This window comes from Frigoribacterium sp. VKM Ac-2859 (genome assembly GCF_013204925.1).
In the GTDB taxonomy this organism is placed as follows: Bacteria; Actinomycetota; Actinomycetes; order Actinomycetales; family Microbacteriaceae; genus Frigoribacterium.
In genome coordinates this window covers 1-18,241 of sequence record NZ_JABMLC010000001.1, presented here as the reverse complement: position 1 = coordinate 18,241, position 18,241 = coordinate 1, and the positions used below count along the sequence as shown (strand labels likewise).

The 18,241-nt window shown below is 71.0% G+C and carries 15 protein-coding genes and 1 pseudogene; all 16 read right to left on the bottom strand.

Translation table 11 applies throughout. The features are described from left to right. Positions 1–105 precede the first annotated feature (105 nt). The gene (gene der / locus HQQ78_RS00080; protein WP_369794368.1) at positions 106–1,575 is read right to left on the bottom strand and encodes a ribosome biogenesis GTPase Der; all 1,470 of its coding nucleotides are present in this window, start codon (positions 1,573–1,575) and stop codon (positions 106–108) included. Positions 1,576–1,623: 48 nt separating this feature from the next. Next, positions 1,624–2,301 (bottom strand): (d)CMP kinase, encoded by a 678-nt coding sequence (gene cmk, locus HQQ78_RS00075; RefSeq protein WP_173152008.1) that lies wholly within the window; start codon positions 2,299–2,301, stop codon positions 1,624–1,626. Between the two features lie 134 nt (positions 2,302–2,435). Next, positions 2,436–3,533, bottom strand: a complete 1,098-nt coding sequence (locus tag HQQ78_RS00070) for a prephenate dehydrogenase (protein ID WP_123570740.1) — start codon at positions 3,531–3,533, stop codon at positions 2,436–2,438. A gap of 1,616 nt (positions 3,534–5,149) precedes the next feature. Further along, a pseudogene (locus HQQ78_RS15635) lies at positions 5,150–5,944 on the bottom strand (pseudouridine synthase); the annotation flags it as partial. Then, the gene (gene scpB, locus HQQ78_RS00060) at positions 5,934–6,572 is read right to left on the bottom strand and encodes an SMC-Scp complex subunit ScpB (RefSeq protein ID WP_173150699.1); all 639 of its coding nucleotides are present in this window, start codon (positions 6,570–6,572) and stop codon (positions 5,934–5,936) included. The pseudogene HQQ78_RS15635 and the gene scpB, both read right to left, overlap by 11 nt. Then, positions 6,562–7,416 carry a ScpA family protein gene (locus tag HQQ78_RS00055; protein ID WP_173150698.1) on the bottom strand — a complete coding sequence of 285 codons (855 nt, stop codon included), beginning with the start codon at positions 7,414–7,416 and terminating at the stop codon, positions 6,562–6,564. The genes scpB and HQQ78_RS00055 overlap by 11 nt, the downstream gene beginning before the upstream one ends. Beyond that, positions 7,400–8,299: a ParA family protein gene (locus tag HQQ78_RS00050; RefSeq protein WP_056044876.1), complete on the bottom strand. Its 900-nt coding sequence runs from the start codon at positions 8,297–8,299 to the stop codon at positions 7,400–7,402. Before HQQ78_RS00050 ends, HQQ78_RS00055 begins: the two co-directional genes overlap by 17 nt. 174 nt (positions 8,300–8,473) lie before the next feature. Continuing rightward, the gene (xerD, locus tag HQQ78_RS00045; RefSeq protein WP_173150697.1) at positions 8,474–9,397 is read right to left on the bottom strand and encodes a site-specific tyrosine recombinase XerD; all 924 of its coding nucleotides are present in this window, start codon (positions 9,395–9,397) and stop codon (positions 8,474–8,476) included. Positions 9,398–9,446: 49 nt separating this feature from the next. Next, the gene (locus HQQ78_RS00040) at positions 9,447–10,019 is read right to left on the bottom strand and encodes an NUDIX hydrolase (RefSeq protein ID WP_173150696.1); all 573 of its coding nucleotides are present in this window, start codon (positions 10,017–10,019) and stop codon (positions 9,447–9,449) included. After that, positions 10,016–11,725: a CTP synthase gene (locus HQQ78_RS00035; protein ID WP_082452737.1), complete on the bottom strand. Its 1,710-nt coding sequence runs from the start codon at positions 11,723–11,725 to the stop codon at positions 10,016–10,018. The genes HQQ78_RS00040 and HQQ78_RS00035 overlap by 4 nt, the downstream gene beginning before the upstream one ends. Before the next feature lie 51 nt (positions 11,726–11,776). Next, on the bottom strand, positions 11,777–13,498 hold the full coding sequence (recN, locus tag HQQ78_RS00030) for a DNA repair protein RecN (protein ID WP_173150695.1): 1,722 nt from the start codon (positions 13,496–13,498) through the stop codon (positions 11,777–11,779). Beyond that, on the bottom strand, positions 13,495–14,478 hold the full coding sequence (locus HQQ78_RS00025) for an NAD kinase (protein WP_236556878.1): 984 nt from the start codon (positions 14,476–14,478) through the stop codon (positions 13,495–13,497). The genes recN and HQQ78_RS00025 overlap by 4 nt, the downstream gene beginning before the upstream one ends. Before the next feature lie 5 nt (positions 14,479–14,483). Beyond that, positions 14,484–15,299 (bottom strand): TlyA family RNA methyltransferase, encoded by an 816-nt coding sequence (locus HQQ78_RS00020; protein ID WP_123570738.1) that lies wholly within the window; start codon positions 15,297–15,299, stop codon positions 14,484–14,486. Next, on the bottom strand, positions 15,296–15,514 hold the full coding sequence (locus HQQ78_RS00015) for a hypothetical protein (protein WP_123569907.1): 219 nt from the start codon (positions 15,512–15,514) through the stop codon (positions 15,296–15,298). Before HQQ78_RS00015 ends, HQQ78_RS00020 begins: the two co-directional genes overlap by 4 nt. Before the next feature lie 48 nt (positions 15,515–15,562). Then, the gene (locus tag HQQ78_RS00010; protein WP_371740287.1) at positions 15,563–16,555 is read right to left on the bottom strand and encodes an HAD-IIA family hydrolase; all 993 of its coding nucleotides are present in this window, start codon (positions 16,553–16,555) and stop codon (positions 15,563–15,565) included. Positions 16,556–16,559: 4 nt separating this feature from the next. Continuing rightward, on the bottom strand, positions 16,560–17,411 hold the full coding sequence (locus HQQ78_RS00005) for a hypothetical protein (RefSeq protein ID WP_216844131.1): 852 nt from the start codon (positions 17,409–17,411) through the stop codon (positions 16,560–16,562). Positions 17,412–18,241: the final 830 nt, after the last annotated feature.

Below are 18,241 nucleotides of genomic sequence, written 5' to 3'. Positions count from 1 at the left end.
AATGCAGAACGCCCGGTGTGGAAACGATCCACAACCGGGCGTTCAGTCCACAGGCGGGCCTGCGGGCGGTGCCGATCCGTCGACGGGACGGGCACGGGAGAAGGACTACGGGCGCTTGCGCTTCTCGCGGACGCGCATGTTGACCGTGATGGGCGTCCCCTCGAAGCCGAAGATCTCGCGCAGGCGTCGCGTGATGAAGCGACGGTACTGCGGGTCGAGGAACCCGGTCGTAAAGAGGACGAAGGTCGGCGGGCGGTTCGCAGCCTGCGTCCCGAACAGGATGCGCGGCTGTTTGCCGGACCGCAGCGGGTGCGGGTGCTCGGCGACGAGCTCGGCCAGCAGGGCGTTGAACTTGCCGGTCGGGATGCGGGTGTCCCACGACTCGAGCGCGAGCTCGAGGGCGGGCACGAGCTTCTCGAGGTGGCGCCCGGTGCGGGCCGAGATGTTCACGCGTGGGGCCCACGACACGTGGTCGAGGTCCTGCTCGATCTCGCGCTCGAGGTAGCGGCGACGGTCGTCGTCCAGCAGGTCCCACTTGTTGAAGGCGAGCACGAGCGCGCGACCCGACTCGAGCACGAGGTCGATGATGCGCAGGTCCTGGGTCGAGATCTGCTCCGTGACGTCGATCACGACGACCGCGACCTCGGCCTTCTCGAGCGCGGCCGAGGTGCGCAGCGACGCGTAGAAGTCGGCGCCCTGTTGCAGGTGGACGCGCTTGCGGATGCCGGCGGTGTCGACGAAGGTCCACACGCGACCGGCGATCTCGACCTGCTCGTCGACGGGGTCACGGGTCGTGCCGGCGAGCTCGTTGACGACGACGCGCTCTTCGCCCGCGGCCTTGTTCAGCAGCGAGCTCTTGCCGACGTTCGGTCGACCGAGGATCGCGACGCGACGAGGGCCGCCGATCTCTTGCTTGGCCACGGTCGAGACCGCGGGCAGCTTGGTCATGCACAGGTCGAGCAGGTCGGCGACGTTGCGACCGTGCAGCGCCGACGCGGGGAAGGGCTCGCCCAGCCCCAGCGACCACAGTGACGCGGCTTCGAGGTCTTTCCGGGCGTCGTCGCTCTTGTTGGCGACGAGGATGACCGGCTTGTGCGAGGCACGGAGCATGCGCACGACGGCCTCGTCGGTGGCGGTCGCCCCGACGTTGACGTCGACGACGAACAGCACGGCGTCGGCCAGGTCGACCGCGATCTCGGCCTGCATCGCGACCGAGCGGTCGATGCCGATCGCGTCGGGCTCCCATCCGCCGGTGTCGACGAGCGTGAAGCGGCGTCCGCCCCATTCGGCCTTGTACGAGACGCGGTCACGCGTGACGCCGGGCTTGTCCTCGACGACGGCCTCGCGCCTCCCGAGGATGCGGTTGACCATGGCGCTCTTGCCGACGTTCGGTCGGCCGACGATCGCCAGCACCGGCAGGGCCGGGGCGTAGGTGAGTGCGTCGGGGTCCCAGTCGGCCCCCTCGAGGACGTCGATGTCGCCCTCGTCGAGGTCGTAGTCGGTCAGGCCGGCGCGGAGGGCTCGGGCGCGCTGGTCGGCGTCCTCGTCGGGCATCGTCTGGATGCGGTCGACCATCTGCTCGTCGAGCTCGGGGTACTTGTCGTCGTCTGCCATGGGGCTTCCTTAAGAAATGGGGGTGCTCGCTCGCACGAGCTCGACCACGGCCTGCACGGTCTGGTCGAAGTCGAGTTGGGTGGAGTCGACGGTGGAGACGCCGGGTGCGGCGGTCATGAAGTCGACGACCTTGCTGTCGAGCCGGTCGCGGGTCGAGAGCTGCCGAGCTGTCTCTTCGGCACTCTGCCCGGTCACCTCGGCCGAACGCCTGGCCATTCTAGCGGCTTCGCTCGCGGTCAACAGGATTCTGACCTGGGCATCCGGTGCGACGACGGTCGTGATGTCGCGCCCCTCGGTGACGATGCCCGGCTTGTCGGTCGACGCGATGATGCGGCGGAACAGGTCGACCATGAACCGACGGACCTCGGGCAGCTTGGCCACGTGGCTGACGGCGGTCGTCACGCGTGGCGTGCGGATCTCGTCGGTGACGTCGCGACCACCGATCGTCACCGAGGAGGCGCGGGCCGGGTCGATCCCGATCGCGTAGCGGAACGTCGGCAGCGTCGCGATGACGGCCTCGGCGTCGTCGAGGTCGACGCCGCTGTCGAGTGCGTGCAGGGCGAAGGCCCGGTAGGCCGCCCCTGTGTCCTGGTAGTCGAAGCCGAGCGAAGCTGCGGAGGCGCGGCTGACGCTCGACTTGCCGCTCCCGGCCGGTCCGTCGACGGCCACGACCACGTGGCGGTGCACGGCCTCGGCGGTCTCGGCCCGCAACTCTTCGACGTGGGCCTCGCCGGCGGGACCTCCGACGCCGTGCTCACCCGGCGAGCGCTCGGGGTCGACGTCCGACGAGCCGACGGGGCTCGTGCCGCCCAGGTCGCCGCTCACGCGAACGCCCCCACGACGGTCCAACCCCGGGTCTCGAGTTCGGTGACGAGTCGGTCTTCTTGTTCGGGCACGATCGATACCTCCGCGAGTCCTACCTGCGCACCCGGCGAGTGCTCGAGCCGCAGATCTTCCAGGTTGACGCCGATCTCACCGATCTCGGTGAGCAGGCGGGCCAGTTGCCCGGGAGTGTCGTCGACCATGACGATCACCGAGCTGAACTGGGTCTGTTGCCCGTGCTTGCCGGGCAGACGGGCGACGCCGACGTTGCCGGCGCCGATGCTCTCGGCGACGGCGCGGCGACTGCCCGGCGCGTCGGGTGCCTCGAGGGCCTCGACGACGCGGTCGAGGTCGGCGCGCAGGTCGCGCAACACGACGGCCACGCGGGAGGCGTTCGCCCCCAGGATCTGCGTCCAGAGGGCCGGGTCGCTGCTCGCGACCCGCGTGACGTCCCGGACGCCCTGACCGGCGAGGCCGAGCGAGGCGTCGGGTGCGTCGCGCAAGCGCGTCGCCATGAGGGAGGCGACGACCTGCGGCGCGTGGCTGACGAGGGCGACGCCGGCGTCGTGTTCCTCCGGTGTCATCTCGATCGGGGTCGCTCCGAGGTCGAGCGCCAGGTCTTCGACGGCGGCCGCCCGACGGTACGTGATGTCGTCGTGCCCCGCGATGACCCACGGGCGGCCGACGAAGAGGTCGGCGCGAGCCGAGACGGCTCCCCCGCGTTCGCGGCCGGCCATGGGATGCGAACCGATGTACCGCGACACGTCGGCGCCGCGCGCTCGCAGCTCGGCGAGCGGGGCGACCTTGACCGATGCGACGTCGGTCACGAGCGCCTCGGGCCAGGCGTCGAGTTCGCGCGCGACGATGTCGCTGGTGACGTCGGGCGGCACGGCGACGACGACGAGCCCGGGGGCGTCGCCGTCGGCCGGGGGCCGCCCGGCGCCGTAGTCGACGGCGAGGCTGCGCGCCGCCGGTGACACGTCGTCGAGGATCACGTCGACGCCGTGCTGACGCAGACGCAGACCGATGCTGGCACCGAGCAGACCCGAACCGACGATGCGCACCTGGCCTGCCAGCCGGCGGCTGCCCGCCGTCAGCGCGCCGACCGTCGAAGGGTCGGCCGACGGCGCGTGAGCGAGGAGCGCGTCAGACCCGAAGGCGTCGTCGGACGAGGAGGCGCGGTGCGCGTCGGTCACGACCGTCCGCCCCCTCGGGGACCACGTCCCCCGGCGTCGGGTCGGCCACGGTACGGACGGTCGCCGCCGCGGTCGTCACGACCGCCGCGGTCGTCACGACCGCTACGGTCGTCGCGGCCTCCGCGGTCGTCGCGGCTTCCGCGGTCGTCGCGCGGGCCACGGGCGGGTCCGCCGCGCGAACCCCCGCGGTCGTCGCGTTGCTCACGGCCCTGGTAGCCGCCGCTGCGCGCCCCGTCGCGGCCTCCACGGTCGTCGCGACCCTGGTAGCCACCGCGCGAGTCTCCGCGGTCGTCACGACCTTGGTAGCCGGCACCGCGCGAGCCACCGCGGTCGTCACGACCCTGGTAGCCACCGCGGTCGTCACGCTGTTCTCGTCCCTGGTAGCCGCCACGCGACGCACCACGGTCGTCGCGACCCTGGTACCCACCGCGCGAACCACCACGGTCGTCGCGACCCTGGTACCCACCGCGCGAACCACCACGGTCGTCACGACCGGCACGATCGTCACGTCCACTGCGGTCGTCGCGGCCCTGGTACCCGCCACGCGAGCCTCCACGGTCGTCGCGCGAATCGCGCCCACCCGTGTAGCCACCGGCACCGGCACCGGCACCGGCACGACGGTCGTCACGAGCGCCACGGTCGTCTTCGCCCCGCTCCGCTGCGCCGCGGTCGACCCATCCGCGGTTGGTCGCCTTGCCGCCGGCACGGATGCCCGAGGGGCGTCCGGTGCGCGGGTCGCGGTTGGCGTCGCGGTTCGGGTACCCCGCCGCGCGCTCTTCACCAGGGCTCAGCGGACGGTCTCCGCCACCTCGAGGCGCACGGTCGTCGCGCGAGACGAACCCGCCGCGCGAGCCGCGATCGTCGCGTGACACGAACCCCCCGCGATCGTCACGACCGCGGCCGTCGTCGTTGCGGCCCTGGTACCCCGGTCGTGCTCCACCGCGGTCGTCACGTCCCTGGTACCCGCCACGGGCCGGACGCTCGTCGCGCCCGCGGCCGTCGTCGTTGCGCCCCTGATAGCCACCACGAGACTCGCCGCGGCCGTCGTCGTTGCGGCCCTGGTAGCCACCACGAGATCCAGCGCGGTCGTCGCGTCCCTGGTACCCGCCGCGAGCGGGACGCTCGTCACTGCCGTGGTAACCGGTGCGAGCCGGTCGTCCCTCGCGTCCGCGACCGTCGTCGTTGTTGCCCTGGTAGCCGCGCACGGGACGCTCGTCGCCCGAGCGTCCGTCGTGCCGGTTGCCCTGGTACCCACCTCGGGTCGGGCTCTCGTCGCGTTGACCGCGGCGCGCCTCCTGCTCTCGCCGGACCTGCGCCCGGCGCGAGGTCGACTCGGCCTGGTCGCGGGCCGCGGCACGGCGACGCTCGGCACGGGCATCGGTCGCGGGGTCGTACTCTTCGTCGTCCTCGTCGTAGTAGTCCTTCTCGACCTCGTCCTCGGCGAGGGCCAGCTCGACGACGTCGGCCTCGTCGACGGGGGCGTCGGGGCTCTCGGTGATCGGGGCGGCGTCGACCGTGGAGTCGGCCGTGGCGTCGCGCGAGATGGTGAGGATGGCCCCGAGCTCGACCTTGGTCAGCGAGCGCATGTGGCCGACCTTGAGCGTGCCGAGGTGCAGCGGGCCGAACGACCGGCGCACGAGGTCGATGACCGGGTGGCCGACGGCCTCGAGCATGCGACGGACGATGCGGTTGCGCCCGGAGTGCAGGGTGATCTCGATCAGCGACGAGTCGGACGAACGCGAGAGACCCGCGCCACCGGCGACGAGCGTCGCCTTGTCCGCCGCGATCGGGCCGTCGTCGAGTTCGACGCCGGTCATGAGCTCGTTGAGCACAGCGGGCGTGACGACGCCCTTGACCTTCGCGATGTACGTCTTGGTGACGCCGAACGACGGGTGCGCGAGAACGTGCGCGAGCTCGCCGTCGTTGGTCAACACGAGGAGGCCGCTCGTCTCGACGTCGAGGCGGCCGACGTTGAAGAGGCGCTCTTCGTACTGCTCGGTGAACTGACGCAGGTCGGGCCGACCGTTCTCGTCGCTCAGGGTGCTGACGATGCCGACCGGCTTGTTGAGCATGACGTAACGACGCGTGGCGTCGAGCTGCACGGCGCTGCCGTCGACGACGATCTTGTCTTTTGTCGGGTCGATGCGGCGGCCGGGTTCGGTGACGACCTTGCCGTTCACCGTCACCCGCCCGGCGGCGATCATGTCTTCGCTGACCCGGCGCGAGGCCACGCCCGCGGCCGCCATGACCTTCTGCAGGCGCTCGCCCGAGGCCAGCTCGGAGTCGTCGGAGGAGAGCTGACTACGCGACATCGTCGAAACCCCCCTGGCCGTCCGAGAGCAGGGGCGAGATGAGCGGCAGCTCATCGAGCGAGTTGATGCCGAGATGGGTCAAGAGGAGGCCTGTCGTTTCGTAGTTGATGGCGCCTGTCTCGGGGTCGGTGGACGACTCCGTGATCAGACCGCGACCCAGCAGCGTACGGACGACCGAGTCGACGTTGACCGCCCGGATCTGGGCGATGCTGCTGCGGGTGATGGGTTGCTTGTAGGCGATGACCGCCAGCGTCTCGAGAGCCGCTGAGGACAGTTTCGTCGGGTTCTGCGTCAGCACGAAATCGCGCACGACCGGATCGTGCTCGTCGCGGACGTAGAATCGCCAGCCGCCACCGACCTCACGCAGCTCGAAACCCCGTCGGACCGTGCCGTCGACACCGTCGAAATCGGCCACGAGCGTCGTGATCGCCTGCCGCACAGCGGCCACGGGGGCGCCGACGGCGGTCGCCAGGTCGACGAGCGACTGCGGCTCGTCGGCGACCATCAACAACGCCTCGAGACGACGTGCGACGGCATCGGGTGACGACGGCGATTCGTCGACGGCCTGGACGACGTCGTGGTCGGCCGTGTCGACGGACGAGGAGGCGCGGGTCGCGTCAGCCCTCATAGTCGGCCCCCAGCGCCGCGAGGTTCTCTTCGGTCCAGGTCTCGGCCACCCAGCGCACGCTGAGTTCACCGAGCGGCTCGACCTGCTCGAACGAGATGGACGCGTGGCGGTACAACTCGAGCAGCGCGAGGAACCGGGCGACGACGACGCCCTTCTCGTCGATTCCCGAGACGAGCTCGCGGAAGGTGAGGACCGACCCACGACGGAGCAGCGCCACGACGACGGCCGCCTGCTCGCGGATGCTGACCAGGGGGGCGTGGAGGTGGTCCAGGCCGACCGTGGGTGTCTCGCGCGGCGTCAGCGCGAGGGTGGCGAGCGCCGCGAAGTCGTCGGGCGAGAGCGTCCAGACGAGCTCGGGGGTCGTGACGCGGTACTTCTGTTCGAGCCGCACCGAGCGGGCGTGACGCGCCGCCTCGGCAGCGCCGTGCTGCGCGAACCACTCGGCGGCCTGCTTGAAGGCCCGGTACTGCAGCAACCGGGCGAAGAGCAGGTCGCGCGCCTCGAGGAGGGCGACGTCCTCGGCGTCGACGAGCTCGCCCTGGGGCAGCAGCCCCGCCACCTTGAGGTCGAGAAGCGTCGCCGCGACGACGATGAACTCGCTGGCCTGGTCGAGGTTCTCGTCGGTGTCGATGCGACGGAGGAACGACAGGAACTCGTCGGTCACGGCGCTGAGGGCGACCTCGGTGATGTCCATCTCGCGCCTGCTGATCAGCGAGAGCAGCAGGTCGAACGGCCCGCTGAAGTTCTCGAGCCGCACCTCGAAGCCCGGCGAGACCTCCGGGCCCGCGAGGGCGGTCTCGTCGGCGCCGGCCTCGGCGGTCGCCGACTCAGGCCGCGGCACCACGCGCGATCAGCTCTCGGGCCAGCTGGCGGTAGGCCTGCGCCGCCGGGTGCTCGGGGGCGAACTTGGTGATCGGGGTGCCGGCGACCGAGGCGTCGGGGAACTTCACGGTGCGGCCGATGACGGTCTCGAGCACCTGGTCGTCGAACGCCTCGACGACGCGTTCGAGCACCTCGCGGCTGTGCAGCGTGCGCGAGTCGAACATGGTCGGCAGGATGCCGTCGAGGGTGATCGCGGGGTTGAGCCGGTCGCGCACCTTCTCGATGGTCTCGACGAGCAGGGCGACGCCGCGGAGGGCGAAGAACTCGCACTCGAGCGGGATGAGCACGCCGTGCGCCGCGGTGAGGGCGTTGACGGTCAACAGGCCGAGCGAGGGCTGGCAGTCGATCAGGACGACGTCGTACTCGTCGCTGACCTGGCGCAGGATGCGCGCGAGGATCTGCTCGCGGGCGACCTCGTTGACGAGGTGCACCTCGGCGGCGGAGAGGTCGATGTTGGCCGGCATGACGTCGAGGTTGTCGACGCGGGTGGGCACGATGACGTCGTGCGCGTCCTTCACGGCACCGATCATCAGGTCGTAGATCGTGGCCTGGTCGTGCGACTGCACGCCGAGGCCGGCCGTCAGAGCACCCTGCGGGTCGAAGTCGATGGCCAACACGCGACGGCCGTACTCGGCGAACGCGGCACCGAGGTTGATCGTCGTGGTGGTCTTGCCGACGCCGCCCTTCTGGTTGCAGAGGGTGATGATGCGGGCCGGGCCGTGGCTCGACAGGGGCGCGGGAGTCGGGAACTCGGTGCGCGGGCGCCCGGTGGGGCCGTTCGCGGGGACGGTCGCCGGAGCGCTCTCGAAGAGGGCGGGGGTGCTCGAGGTCGGCTTGGTGCTCACGGGTACGAGAGTACCGGCGCCCCCCGACGCCGACGGGCTGCCGCGCCCGGCCCGTCACCAGGAAGCCTCATGCCTTGCTTGAGGGTTTTGCCTGGTCAGCGCCTGGTCGGGGCCGGGTCGGCCTCGGTCCCCGCCTGGTGGGCCCCGGGTCGTCGTCGGGTCGTCGCCGGGTCGTCACGCGGGTGACGACGCCCACCGGGCACGCGGGTGCGCCGTCGAGTAGACGTCCCGCAGCGCGTCCGCCGTCACCAGCGTGTAGATCTGCGTCGTCGCGACCGACGAGTGCCCGAGCAACTCCTGCACGACCCGGACGTCGGCCCCGCCCTCGAGCAGGTGCGTCGCGAACGAGTGCCGCAACGTGTGCGGCGACACCTCGACGCCGAGCTGCGCCCGGTCGGCCGCCGCCTGGATGATCAGCCACGCGTTCTGCCGGGACACCCGGGCCCCGCGCGTGCCGAGGAACAGCGCGGGCGTCGGGTCTCCCCGCGGCGAGAACACCGGTCGGGCCCTCACCAGGTAGGCGTCGAGCGCCCGGCGCGCGTAGCTGCCGAGCGGGACGACGCGCTGCTTGTTCCCCTTGCCGAACAGGCGCACGACGTCGCCCTCGATCACGTCGTCGACGTTGAGCGACACGGCCTCGCTCACGCGTGCCCCCGTCGCGTAGAGCAGCTCGAGCAGGGCCTTGTCGCGCAGTCGGGTCGGTTCGTCACCGTCCGTCGCGGCGAGCAGCGCCTCGACCTGACCCACCGAGATCGCCTTGGGCAGACGACTCGGCAGCTTGGGCGGCCGGGTGGTGGCTGCCACGTCCGCCGCGACCAGCCCCTCCTCGAGCGCGAAGCGGTGGAAACCGCGCACCGACGACAACACCCGGGCCACCGAGGAGGCGCCGAGCGGCTTCTCGGCGCGGGTCGCCAGAGCCGCGGGGAACGTCGCGACGTCCGCGGCCTCGACCTCGTCCAGGGTGCGCCGTCCGGCCTCCGCCAGGTGCGCTCGCCAGAGGACGAGGTCGCGGCGGTACGCGGCGGTCGTGTTCGGGCTGAGGCCACGCTCGACCGAGACGTGCCTCAGGTACCTGTCCAGCGCCTCCTCGATCGTCACGAGGTCAGGCTACGGCCGGGACCGCCGTGCCACCTCGGCGACGCACGCCTCAGCGGGACGCGACCGCGGCGAGCGCCGCGATGCTGAGGATCGAGTTGTGCAGCCGGCCGGCCAGCACTCCGTCGACGATCTCGTCGAGCGAGACCCAGCGCTTCTCGATGTCGGCCTCTTCGTCGCTCCGCTCGAACGCGTCCGCCGTGGCGCCGACGCCGGTCGCCCGGAAGACCGTGACCATCTCGTCGTTGCCGCCGGGTGTGGTGTGGAACGAGACGAGCTCGTCCCAGTTCGTCGCCTGCAGGTCGGCCTCTTCGGCGAGCTCGCGCTTCGCGGCGTCGAGCTCGCTCTCACCCTCGGCGTCGAGCAGGCCGGCGGGCAGTTCCCAGTCGCGGGAGCGGATCGGGTGCCGGTACTGCTTGATCACGAGCACGCGCTGCTGGTCGTCGACGGCCAGCACCGCCACGGCACCGGTGTGCGCGACGTACTCGCGCACCATCGGCGAGCCGTTGTAGTCGACGGTGTCGCGCTTGACGTTCCAGACCGCGCCTTCGAAGACGACCTCGGACTTCGTGATCGTCGGCGACGCCGGTTCGTCGGCGAGCGGCTCACCGGTCGCGTCGGTCACGCGACGACCTCGGCGGCGTCGGCTTCGTCGGCGAACAGCTTGCTCGCATCGTGGCGCTCGAGCGACGCCGCCACGAGCCCGGCGAACAGCGGGTGTGCGTCGTTGGGGCGGGACCGCAGTTCGGGGTGGGCCTGCGTCCCGATGTAGAACGGGTGGACGTCGCGGTCGAGTTCGACGTACTCGACGAGCGTGCCGTCGGGTGAGGTACCCGAGAAGCGCAGGCCCGCGTCGGCGATCTGCTGACGGTACTGGTTCGAGACCTCGTAGCGGTGACGGTGACGCTCGGACACCAGCTCGGACCCGTAGAGATCGGCGGCGAGCGAACCCGGCGTCAACGCGGCCGGGTAGAGGCCGAGGCGCATGGTGCCGCCCAGGTCACCGTCGGCGATGATGTCGACCTGCTCGGCCATGGTCGCGACCACCGCGTACTCGGTGTCGGGGTCGAACTCGGACGAGGAGGCGCCGGTCAGGCCGGCCTCGTTGCGCGCGTACTCGATGACCATGCACTGCAGGCCCAGGCACAGGCCGAGCGCCGGCAGGCCGTTCTCGCGGGCGAAGCGCAGCGCACCGAGCTTGCCCTCGATGCCGCGGATGCCGAAGCCACCGGGCACGCAGATGCCGTCCACCTGGCTGAGGGCCTTCGCGGCGCCCTCGGCGGTCTCGCAGTCGTCGGAGGGGATCCAGGTCAGCGACACCTTGGTCTGGTGTGCGAACCCGCCGGCCTTGAGGGCCTCGGTGACCGAGAGGTAGGCGTCGGGCAGGTCGATGTACTTGCCGACCAGGCCGATCGTGACCTCGTGCTTCGGCTCGTGGACGGCGGTCAGGACGGGCTGCCAGCCCGACCAGTCGACCTCGCCGGCCTTCTCGCCGAGGCCCAGGTGGTCGATGATGTACGCGTCGAGCCCCTGGTCGTTCAGCATGGCCGGGATGTCGTAGATGCTCGCGACGTCCTTCGCGTTGACCACGGCGTCCTCGTCGACGTCGCACATCAGGGCGATCTTCTTCTTGTTGCTCTCGCTGACCGGACGGTCGCTGCGCAGCACGAGGGCGTCGGGCTGGATGCCGATCGAGCGCAGGGCCGCGACGCTGTGCTGGGTCGGCTTGGTCTTCTGCTCGCCCGACGCGCCCATGTAGGGCACGAGGGAGACGTGCACGAAGAAGACGTTCTTGCGACCGAGCTCGTGGCGCACCTGACGAGCGGCCTCGATGAACGGCTGGCTCTCGATGTCGCCGACCGTGCCGCCGACCTCGGTGATGATCACGTCGGGCTTGGGGTCGTCGTCGGCCTGCTGACGCATGCGCCGCTTGATCTCGTCGGTGATGTGCGGGATGACCTGCACGGTGTCACCGAGGTACTCGCCGCGTCGTTCCTTCGCGATGACGGTCGAGTAGATCTGCCCCGTCGTGACGTTCGCCGACTGACCGAGGTCGATGTCGAGGAACCGCTCGTAGTGCCCGATGTCGAGGTCGGTCTCGGCGCCGTCGTCGGTGACGAAGACCTCACCGTGCTGGAACGGGTTCATGGTGCCCGGATCGACGTTCAGGTACGGATCGAGCTTCTGCATGACGACCCGCAACCCGCGGGCCGTGAGCAGATTGCCCAGGCTGGCGGCCGTCAGGCCTTTTCCGAGGGAGGAGACGACGCCTCCGGTGACGAAGATGTGCTTCGTCGTGCTGGCATCTGGACCCGAGTTCTCAACGTTCACCACGGGATTCCATCCTATGTCACACCGAGCCGTTCCGACAGACCACGCCTGTTACGAACGTGTGTCGGCCGGGGCCGGTCGTCGGGCCGACGAGGCGAGTTCGAGCAGTTCACGGGCGTGCTCGAGACCGCTGGAACTGTCGGGCAGTCCCGAGAGCAGCCGGGCCATCTCGGCGACGCGCTCGTCGCCCTCGAGCTGGTGCACGCTGCTCGCCGTCACCTCGCCCGAGGCGTCCTTGACGACGCGGAGGTGGTTGGTGGCGAACGCGGCGACCTGGGCCAGGTGCGTCACCACGATGACCTGTGCCCGTTCGGCGAGCGCCGCCAGGCGTCGGCCGATCTCGATCGCGGCCGAACCGCCGACGCCGGCGTCGACCTCGTCGAAGACGAAGGTGGGCACGTCGCTCGACCCGGCCATGACGACCTCGAGCGCGAGCATGACGCGCGAGAGTTCGCCGCCGGACGCGCCCTTGCCGAGGGGGCGGGGCTCGCTGCCGGGGTGCGGCCTCAGCAGGAGCGAGACGACGTCGCCGCCGCTCGTCCCGAGCTCGTCCCGAGGCGACACCTCGACGACGATCTCGGCACCGGTCATGGCGAGGGCGCTCAGCTCGGCGCTGACCCGCGTCGAGAGGTCGGCCCCGGAGGCGCGGCGCAGGTCGCCGAGGACGCCCGCCCGTCGTTCGGCCTCGGCCCGCAGCTCGGCGACCTCGTCGTCGAGGTGCGCGAGGCGGTCGTCGTCGCCGTCGAGCTCGACCAGGCGTCGGCTGCCGTCGTCGAGGAGGCGGATGACGTCGTCGAGGGTGGGGCCGTACTTGCGGACGAGCCCGGCGAGGTCCGCGCGCCGGGTCTGCACCGACTCGAGTTCGACGGCCACGTCGGCGTCGAGGGTGCCGAGGTAGCTCGACAGGCGGGAGGCGGATTCGCCGACCTGCACGCTGACCTCGGCCAGCAGGTCGGCGATGGGCTCGAGCGCCGGGTCGTGCGGGGAGACGCGTTCGATCTGACGGCGTGCCTCCTCCACGAGGGAGACGACGTCGCGCGTCCCGTCGACCGCGTCGGTCGAGAGCACCTCGTGGGCGAGACCGGCGGCCAGCCTGAGGTCTTCGGCGTTGCTGAGTCGCTCGGCCGTGGCGTCGAGCTCGTCGAGTTCGCCGGCCACGGGGGCGAGGCCCTCGATCTCGTCGATGGCGGCCCGCAGGGTGTCGGCCTCGTCACGTCGGGCGTCGCGGTCGCGGGTGATCTCGTCCAATTCGGCTCGGGCGGCCAGCCAGGCGTCGTACGCGCCACGGTAGTGTGCGGCGGCCTCGGCGAGGGCGGCCCCGCCGTGCGCGTCGACGGCCGCGCGTTGGGCGGCAGCGGACTTCAGTCGGATCTGCTCGGACTGGCCGTGGACCACCACGAGGTGGTCGGCGAGGTCGCCGAGCACGCCGATCGGGGCCGTGCGTCCGCCGACCACCGCACGGCTACGCCCCTCGGCCGAGACCACGCGACTGAGGAAGAGCTCGCCGTCGTCGACGTCGCCGCCCGCGTCCCGGACGCGCTCGACGATGGCCCCCTCGGCGGGGACCAGCCAGCGGCCGTCCACGACGGCCTGGGGGCTGCCCGAGCGGACGACGCCGCTCTCGGCACGCTGACCGAGCAGCAGGCCGAGCGCCGAGACGACCATGGTCTTGCCCGCCCCCGTCTCGCCGGTGACGGCCGTGAAGCCGGGGCCGAGCGGCAGGGTCGCGCGACCGATCACGCCGAGGTCGCGGATCGAGATCTCTTCGATCATCGGTCGCCCTCGCGGGCCGGATCGGACGTGGTCGGGGTGATGGTGGCCCCGACGGCGACGTCCTCGACGGTGGCCGGTCCGCGCCAGCCCGTGACGGGGAGCTGGAACTTGGCCACGAGGCGATCGGTGAACGGGCCCGTCCGCAGGCGGGCCAGTCGCACGGGCTGGTCGGAGCGGCTGCACTCGACCCGGGCCCCCGGGGGCAGGTCGTGCTCGCGGCGACCGTCACACCACAGGATGCCGCGAGCGTCCGTGCGGCTCAGCACCTCGACGGCGAGCACCGAGTCGGGCCCGACGACGAGTGGTCGGGCGAAGAGCGCGTGGGCACTGAGCGGCACGAGCAGCAACGCCTGCACGGCAGGCCACACCACCGGGCCGCCGGCCGAGAACGAGTAGGCCGTCGAGCCGGTCGGCGTGGACATGACCACGCCGTCGCAGCCGAACGACGACAGGGGACGACCGTCGACCTCGATGACGACCTCGAGCATGCGCTCGCGTGAGGCCTTCTCGACCGTGGCCTCGTTCATGGCCCAGGTCTCGTAGACGACCTCGTCACCGTTGGTGACCTTGACGTCGAGCGCGAACCGCTCTTCGACCTCGTAGTCGGCCGCGAGGACGCGGGCGACGGTGTCGGCCATCTCGTCGCGCTCGCTCTCGGCCAGGAACCCGACGTGGCCGAGGTTGACCCCGACGATGGGAGCGCGGGTACCGCGGATCAACTCGGCGGCACGGAGGATCGTGCCGTCGCCACCCAGGACGATGACGCATTCGAGGTCGTCGCAGGCCACGCCGTCGAACAGGATCTCGACGTCGTCGATGGCGGCCGTGGGCTGAGCCCGACGGATGTCGTCCCACTCGTCGCGGGGAAGGACGGGAACCACACCGGCGTCGCCCAACAACCCGCAGACCTCGAGGGCGGCGTCGATGGAGTCGGGACGCCCCGTGTGCGAGACGACCAGGATGTGTCGTGTCGAAGAGATGTCGTTCACCCTCTCGTCAAGCTGTCGGCCGTGCTGAGCCATTCTGTCGGATTCGTCCCGACCGAGGCCGAGAAGTGCACACAGTACTCGCGGTTGCCCGAGCCGCCGACGATCGGGGACGAGATGAGCCCGGCCGTGCCGAGCCCCAGGTCGTGGGCGGCCCACAACACCGTGGTGACGGCCTCGTTCCGCAGCACGGGGTCGAGCACGAGACCCTCCCGGACGCCCTGTCGGCCGACCTCGAACTGCGGCTTGATCAGCAGGACGAAGTCGTTGTCCACACCCACGCTCGCCACGAGTGCGGGCAGCACCATCGTCAGGGAGATGAACGACACGTCGGCCACCACGAGCGACACCGAGGAGGCACGGGTCGTCAACGCCGCGAACCGCTCGGCCGTCAGGTAGCGCGCGTTCTCGCCCTCGACGATCGTGACTCGCGGGTCGAAACGAACCGGGTTGGCCAACTGACCGTGGCCGACGTCGAGGGCGACCACGTGCTCGGCCCCGCGCTCGAGGAGGACCTGCGTGAACCCGCCCGTGGACGCTCCGACGTCGAGGGCCGTCCGGCCCGTGGGGTCGACCCCGAACGCGTCCAGCGCGCCAAGGAGCTTGTGTGCCGCACGACTCACGTAGTGGTCGAGGCCGGCGACGGCGACGTCGTCCGACTCGCCCACCCGAGCGGACGCCTTGACCACTCCCACGCCGTTGACGGTCACCAATCCGTCCGACAACAAGCGGGCGGCATGCGTCCGTGACCGGGCGAGACCACGCCGGGCGAGAACCGAGTCGAGTCGATCCCCCGGCGCTTCGGCGGCCGTCATCGACCGCCCTGACCGATGTCGTCGGTGGTGCCCTCGAGCACGGCGCGGAGCTCGTCGTGGATCGCGGCGAAGGCCTCGGCCCGCGAGGACAAGGGGAGGGACTCGATGCCCGACAGCTGCTCGGCGGACGCCACCTGCGCCTCCTGACGGTCTCCGGCGTCCACGACGTCGAGGTCGGTGTCGCCGCGGACGGTCGCGTCGGGATGGTCGCTCATGGTGCCGTCCAGACTAGCCGCCGCCCCTGACGGTCGGGTCGGGAGCGATCAGCCGTCGGCGTGCAGCTTCGGGTCGACGTCGAGCCCGTAGATGGCCTTGCCTGTCCCCCACACCGCGGCGGCCCCCGCGCGCAGCAGGTCGACGGGGTCGCCTCCGTCGGACAACACCCGCACCACGTGACCGCGGACGGCGACGCTCGCCCCACGGACCGTGACGACGTGCACGTCCTCTTCGTCGTGTTCGACGGTGTCGGGGTACGGCTGGTCCAACTCACGGAGGTCGCCGACGATGAAGTCCGGCCGGGACTTCGCGTCGGCGGCGAGCACCTGCTTCGCGCCGTCGATGCCGGTCAGCACCAGGATCGAGACGAGTCCCGCGGCGTTCGCGCCGACGATGTCGGTGTCGAGCCGGTCCCCGATGAACGCGGCCTTCGTCGCCCCGAACCTCTCGACGGCCGCGGTGAAGATCGGGGTCTCGGGCTTGCCGGCGGTCACGGGCAGGCGCCCGACGGCCGTGTGGACCGCGGACACCAGCGTTCCGTTGCCGGGCGCGACACCACGCTCCTGCGGGATCGTCCAGTCCGTGTTCGTCGCGATCCACGGGATGCCCGTGTGCAAGGCGAAGGACGCCTCGGCGAGCTGCGCCCATCCGACGTCGGGGCTGAAACCCTGCACGACCGCCGCGGGCGCGTCGTCGGCCGAACGGGTGACGACGAAGCCCTCGGCCTCGAGCACCGACGTCAGGCCCTCGCCGCCGACGACCAGCACCGTCGAGCCGGCCGGCACGGCATCGACGAGGAGGCGCACCGCGGCCTGCGGGGACGTCACCACGTCGTCCGCGCCCACCGAGAGTCCGTAACCGGCCAGTTGACCGGCCACCGTCTCGGCGGTCCGCGACGCGTTGTTCGTGACGTACCCGACCCGACGGGTGCGAGCCAGATCCGTCAGGCTCTCGACCGCGTGGTCGATGGCGTGCCGTCCCCGGTAGACGACCCCGTCGAGGTCGGCGAGGACGGTGTCGACGCCGTCGAGAGGCGTCACCGCGTCAGGCACGGTGGTCGTCGACGTGGTCCGTGCCCTGCGGGGCCGTCTCGGGATCGGCAGTCTCATCGTGCTGGCCCTGCTCTTCGTCGTGCTGCTCGTCCGTCTGATCATCCGGACGCTGCTCGGGTCCGTCCAGGTCGTCGGCGCCGCCCTGAGGCTCCGCTGACACCTCGCCGGGCTCGCCGAGTGCCGGCTCACCGGACTCGTCAGACGTCGGTTCATCGGACTCTTCTGTGGTCAGCTCAGCGGGCTCGTCGAGGGCGACGGGTCGTTCGTCGAAGAATTCGACGTCCTCCTCGACGATCTCCACGGTCTCGCCGTCGGCGCCACCGTGTTCGAGGGCCGCGAGAGCGTCCTCGGCCCGGTCGGCGAGTTCGAGCCACTTCTCCCCCTCGTCGGGGCGACCGAGATCCTCGAGGACCGTGCCGTAGGCGGCGAAGAGGGCCGGGCTGTAGCTGAACGCCTTCGTCCGGTCGAGTTGGGGGATCTCGAGCTCGCCGAGAGCAGCTTGGGGTTGGCCGAGGTCGAGACGTGCACCCGACATCGCGATGGCCAGTGAGACGCGCACCTGGACGTCGAGTGTCGACACGTCGACGGACCGCCCGAGCTCGAGCGCCCGCTCGGGACGACCCAGACCCCGTTCACTGTCGACCATGAGAGGCAATTGGTCATCACGGCCCGAGATGCGACGGTAGGTGCGTAGTTCGCGGAGGGTGAGGGCGTAGTCCCCCACCTGGTAGGCGGTGATGGCGATCGTCTCGCGGACGACGGAGATGCGCCCGGCCCGACGTCCTGCCGACAGGGCGTGCTTGTGGGCCTCCTCCGGGTCCTCGTCGATCAGACGACCAGCCATGACCAGGTGCTTGGCCACCCAGTCCGCGTTCTCCTTGCTGAGCGTCTTGAGCTCACCACGGGCGACCTTGTCGAGATCACGGGGCTCGACGTCGTCCGGGACGTGCGCGACCTCTTGCGCCGGACGGACCGACTTGATGCCGAACGGGTCACGGTCTTCCGGGGTCTCGCGGGGCGTCCAGCCCTCTCGACGATCGCCACGTCCCGTCGAACCGGCACGAGGCCCTGCTCCGCGACGATCGTCGCCACCCGGGCGACCGGCGCGCTGCGGACGATCGCCGGACGACGGACGGTCTCCCCGTTGAGGCCGGTCACCATGCGAGGGACGATCCCCGCGCTGCGGCCGATCACCGTAGGACGGTCGATCTCCGCGCTGTGGGCCGCCGCTCGCGGGTCGCCCCCCGCTGGGACGTCCGTTGGTGGGTCGTCCCTCGGAGGGACGGTCGCCGCGCGGGGGACGCCCGCCAGCCGGGCGATCGCTCGAGGATCGACTCCGGTCACCGAACGAGGGCCGGCCTGTGCCCCCACCGCGGTTCGCTCCCCCGCTGCCAGAGCCCGAGGAGGGACGGCGTGGGCCGTCCTTGCGGTCGTCGTCGTCGCGATCAGTCACCGAAGTGCTCCTCTGTTGTTCTCTGCCAGCTGTCGAGTTGTGAAGGGTCGACTCTACCAAAGCGACCACGATTGCAGGAGGCGCGGTTCGGCTGGGCGAGAATCGTCCCGTAACGCAGAAAAGCCGCCCCAACTGGGGCGGCTCTTCTGGTGTTTCGTGTGCTGTTCGCACTAAAAGGAGTCCGGCGGTGTCCTACTCTCCCACAAGGTCCCCCTTGCAGT

What these genes read in the sequence shown, in the direction of transcription:
- der (WP_369794368.1), bottom strand. Translation starts at nt 1,575, where the DNA reads ATGGTCGACCGCATCCAGACGATGCCCGACGAGGACGCCGACCAGCGC.
- scpB (WP_173150699.1), bottom strand. Translation starts at nt 6,572, where the DNA reads ATGAGGGCTGACGCGACCCGCGCCTCCTCGTCCGTCGACACGGCCGAC.
- recN (WP_173150695.1), bottom strand. Translation starts at nt 13,498, where the DNA reads ATGATCGAAGAGATCTCGATCCGCGACCTCGGCGTGATCGGTCGCGCG.
- HQQ78_RS00020 (WP_123570738.1), bottom strand. Translation starts at nt 15,299, where the DNA reads ATGACGGCCGCCGAAGCGCCGGGGGATCGACTCGACTCGGTTCTCGCC.
- HQQ78_RS00015 (WP_123569907.1), bottom strand. Translation starts at nt 15,514, where the DNA reads ATGAGCGACCATCCCGACGCGACCGTCCGCGGCGACACCGACCTCGAC.
- HQQ78_RS00005 (WP_216844131.1), bottom strand. Translation starts at nt 17,411, where the DNA reads ATGGCTGGTCGTCTGATCGACGAGGACCCGGAGGAGGCCCACAAGCAC.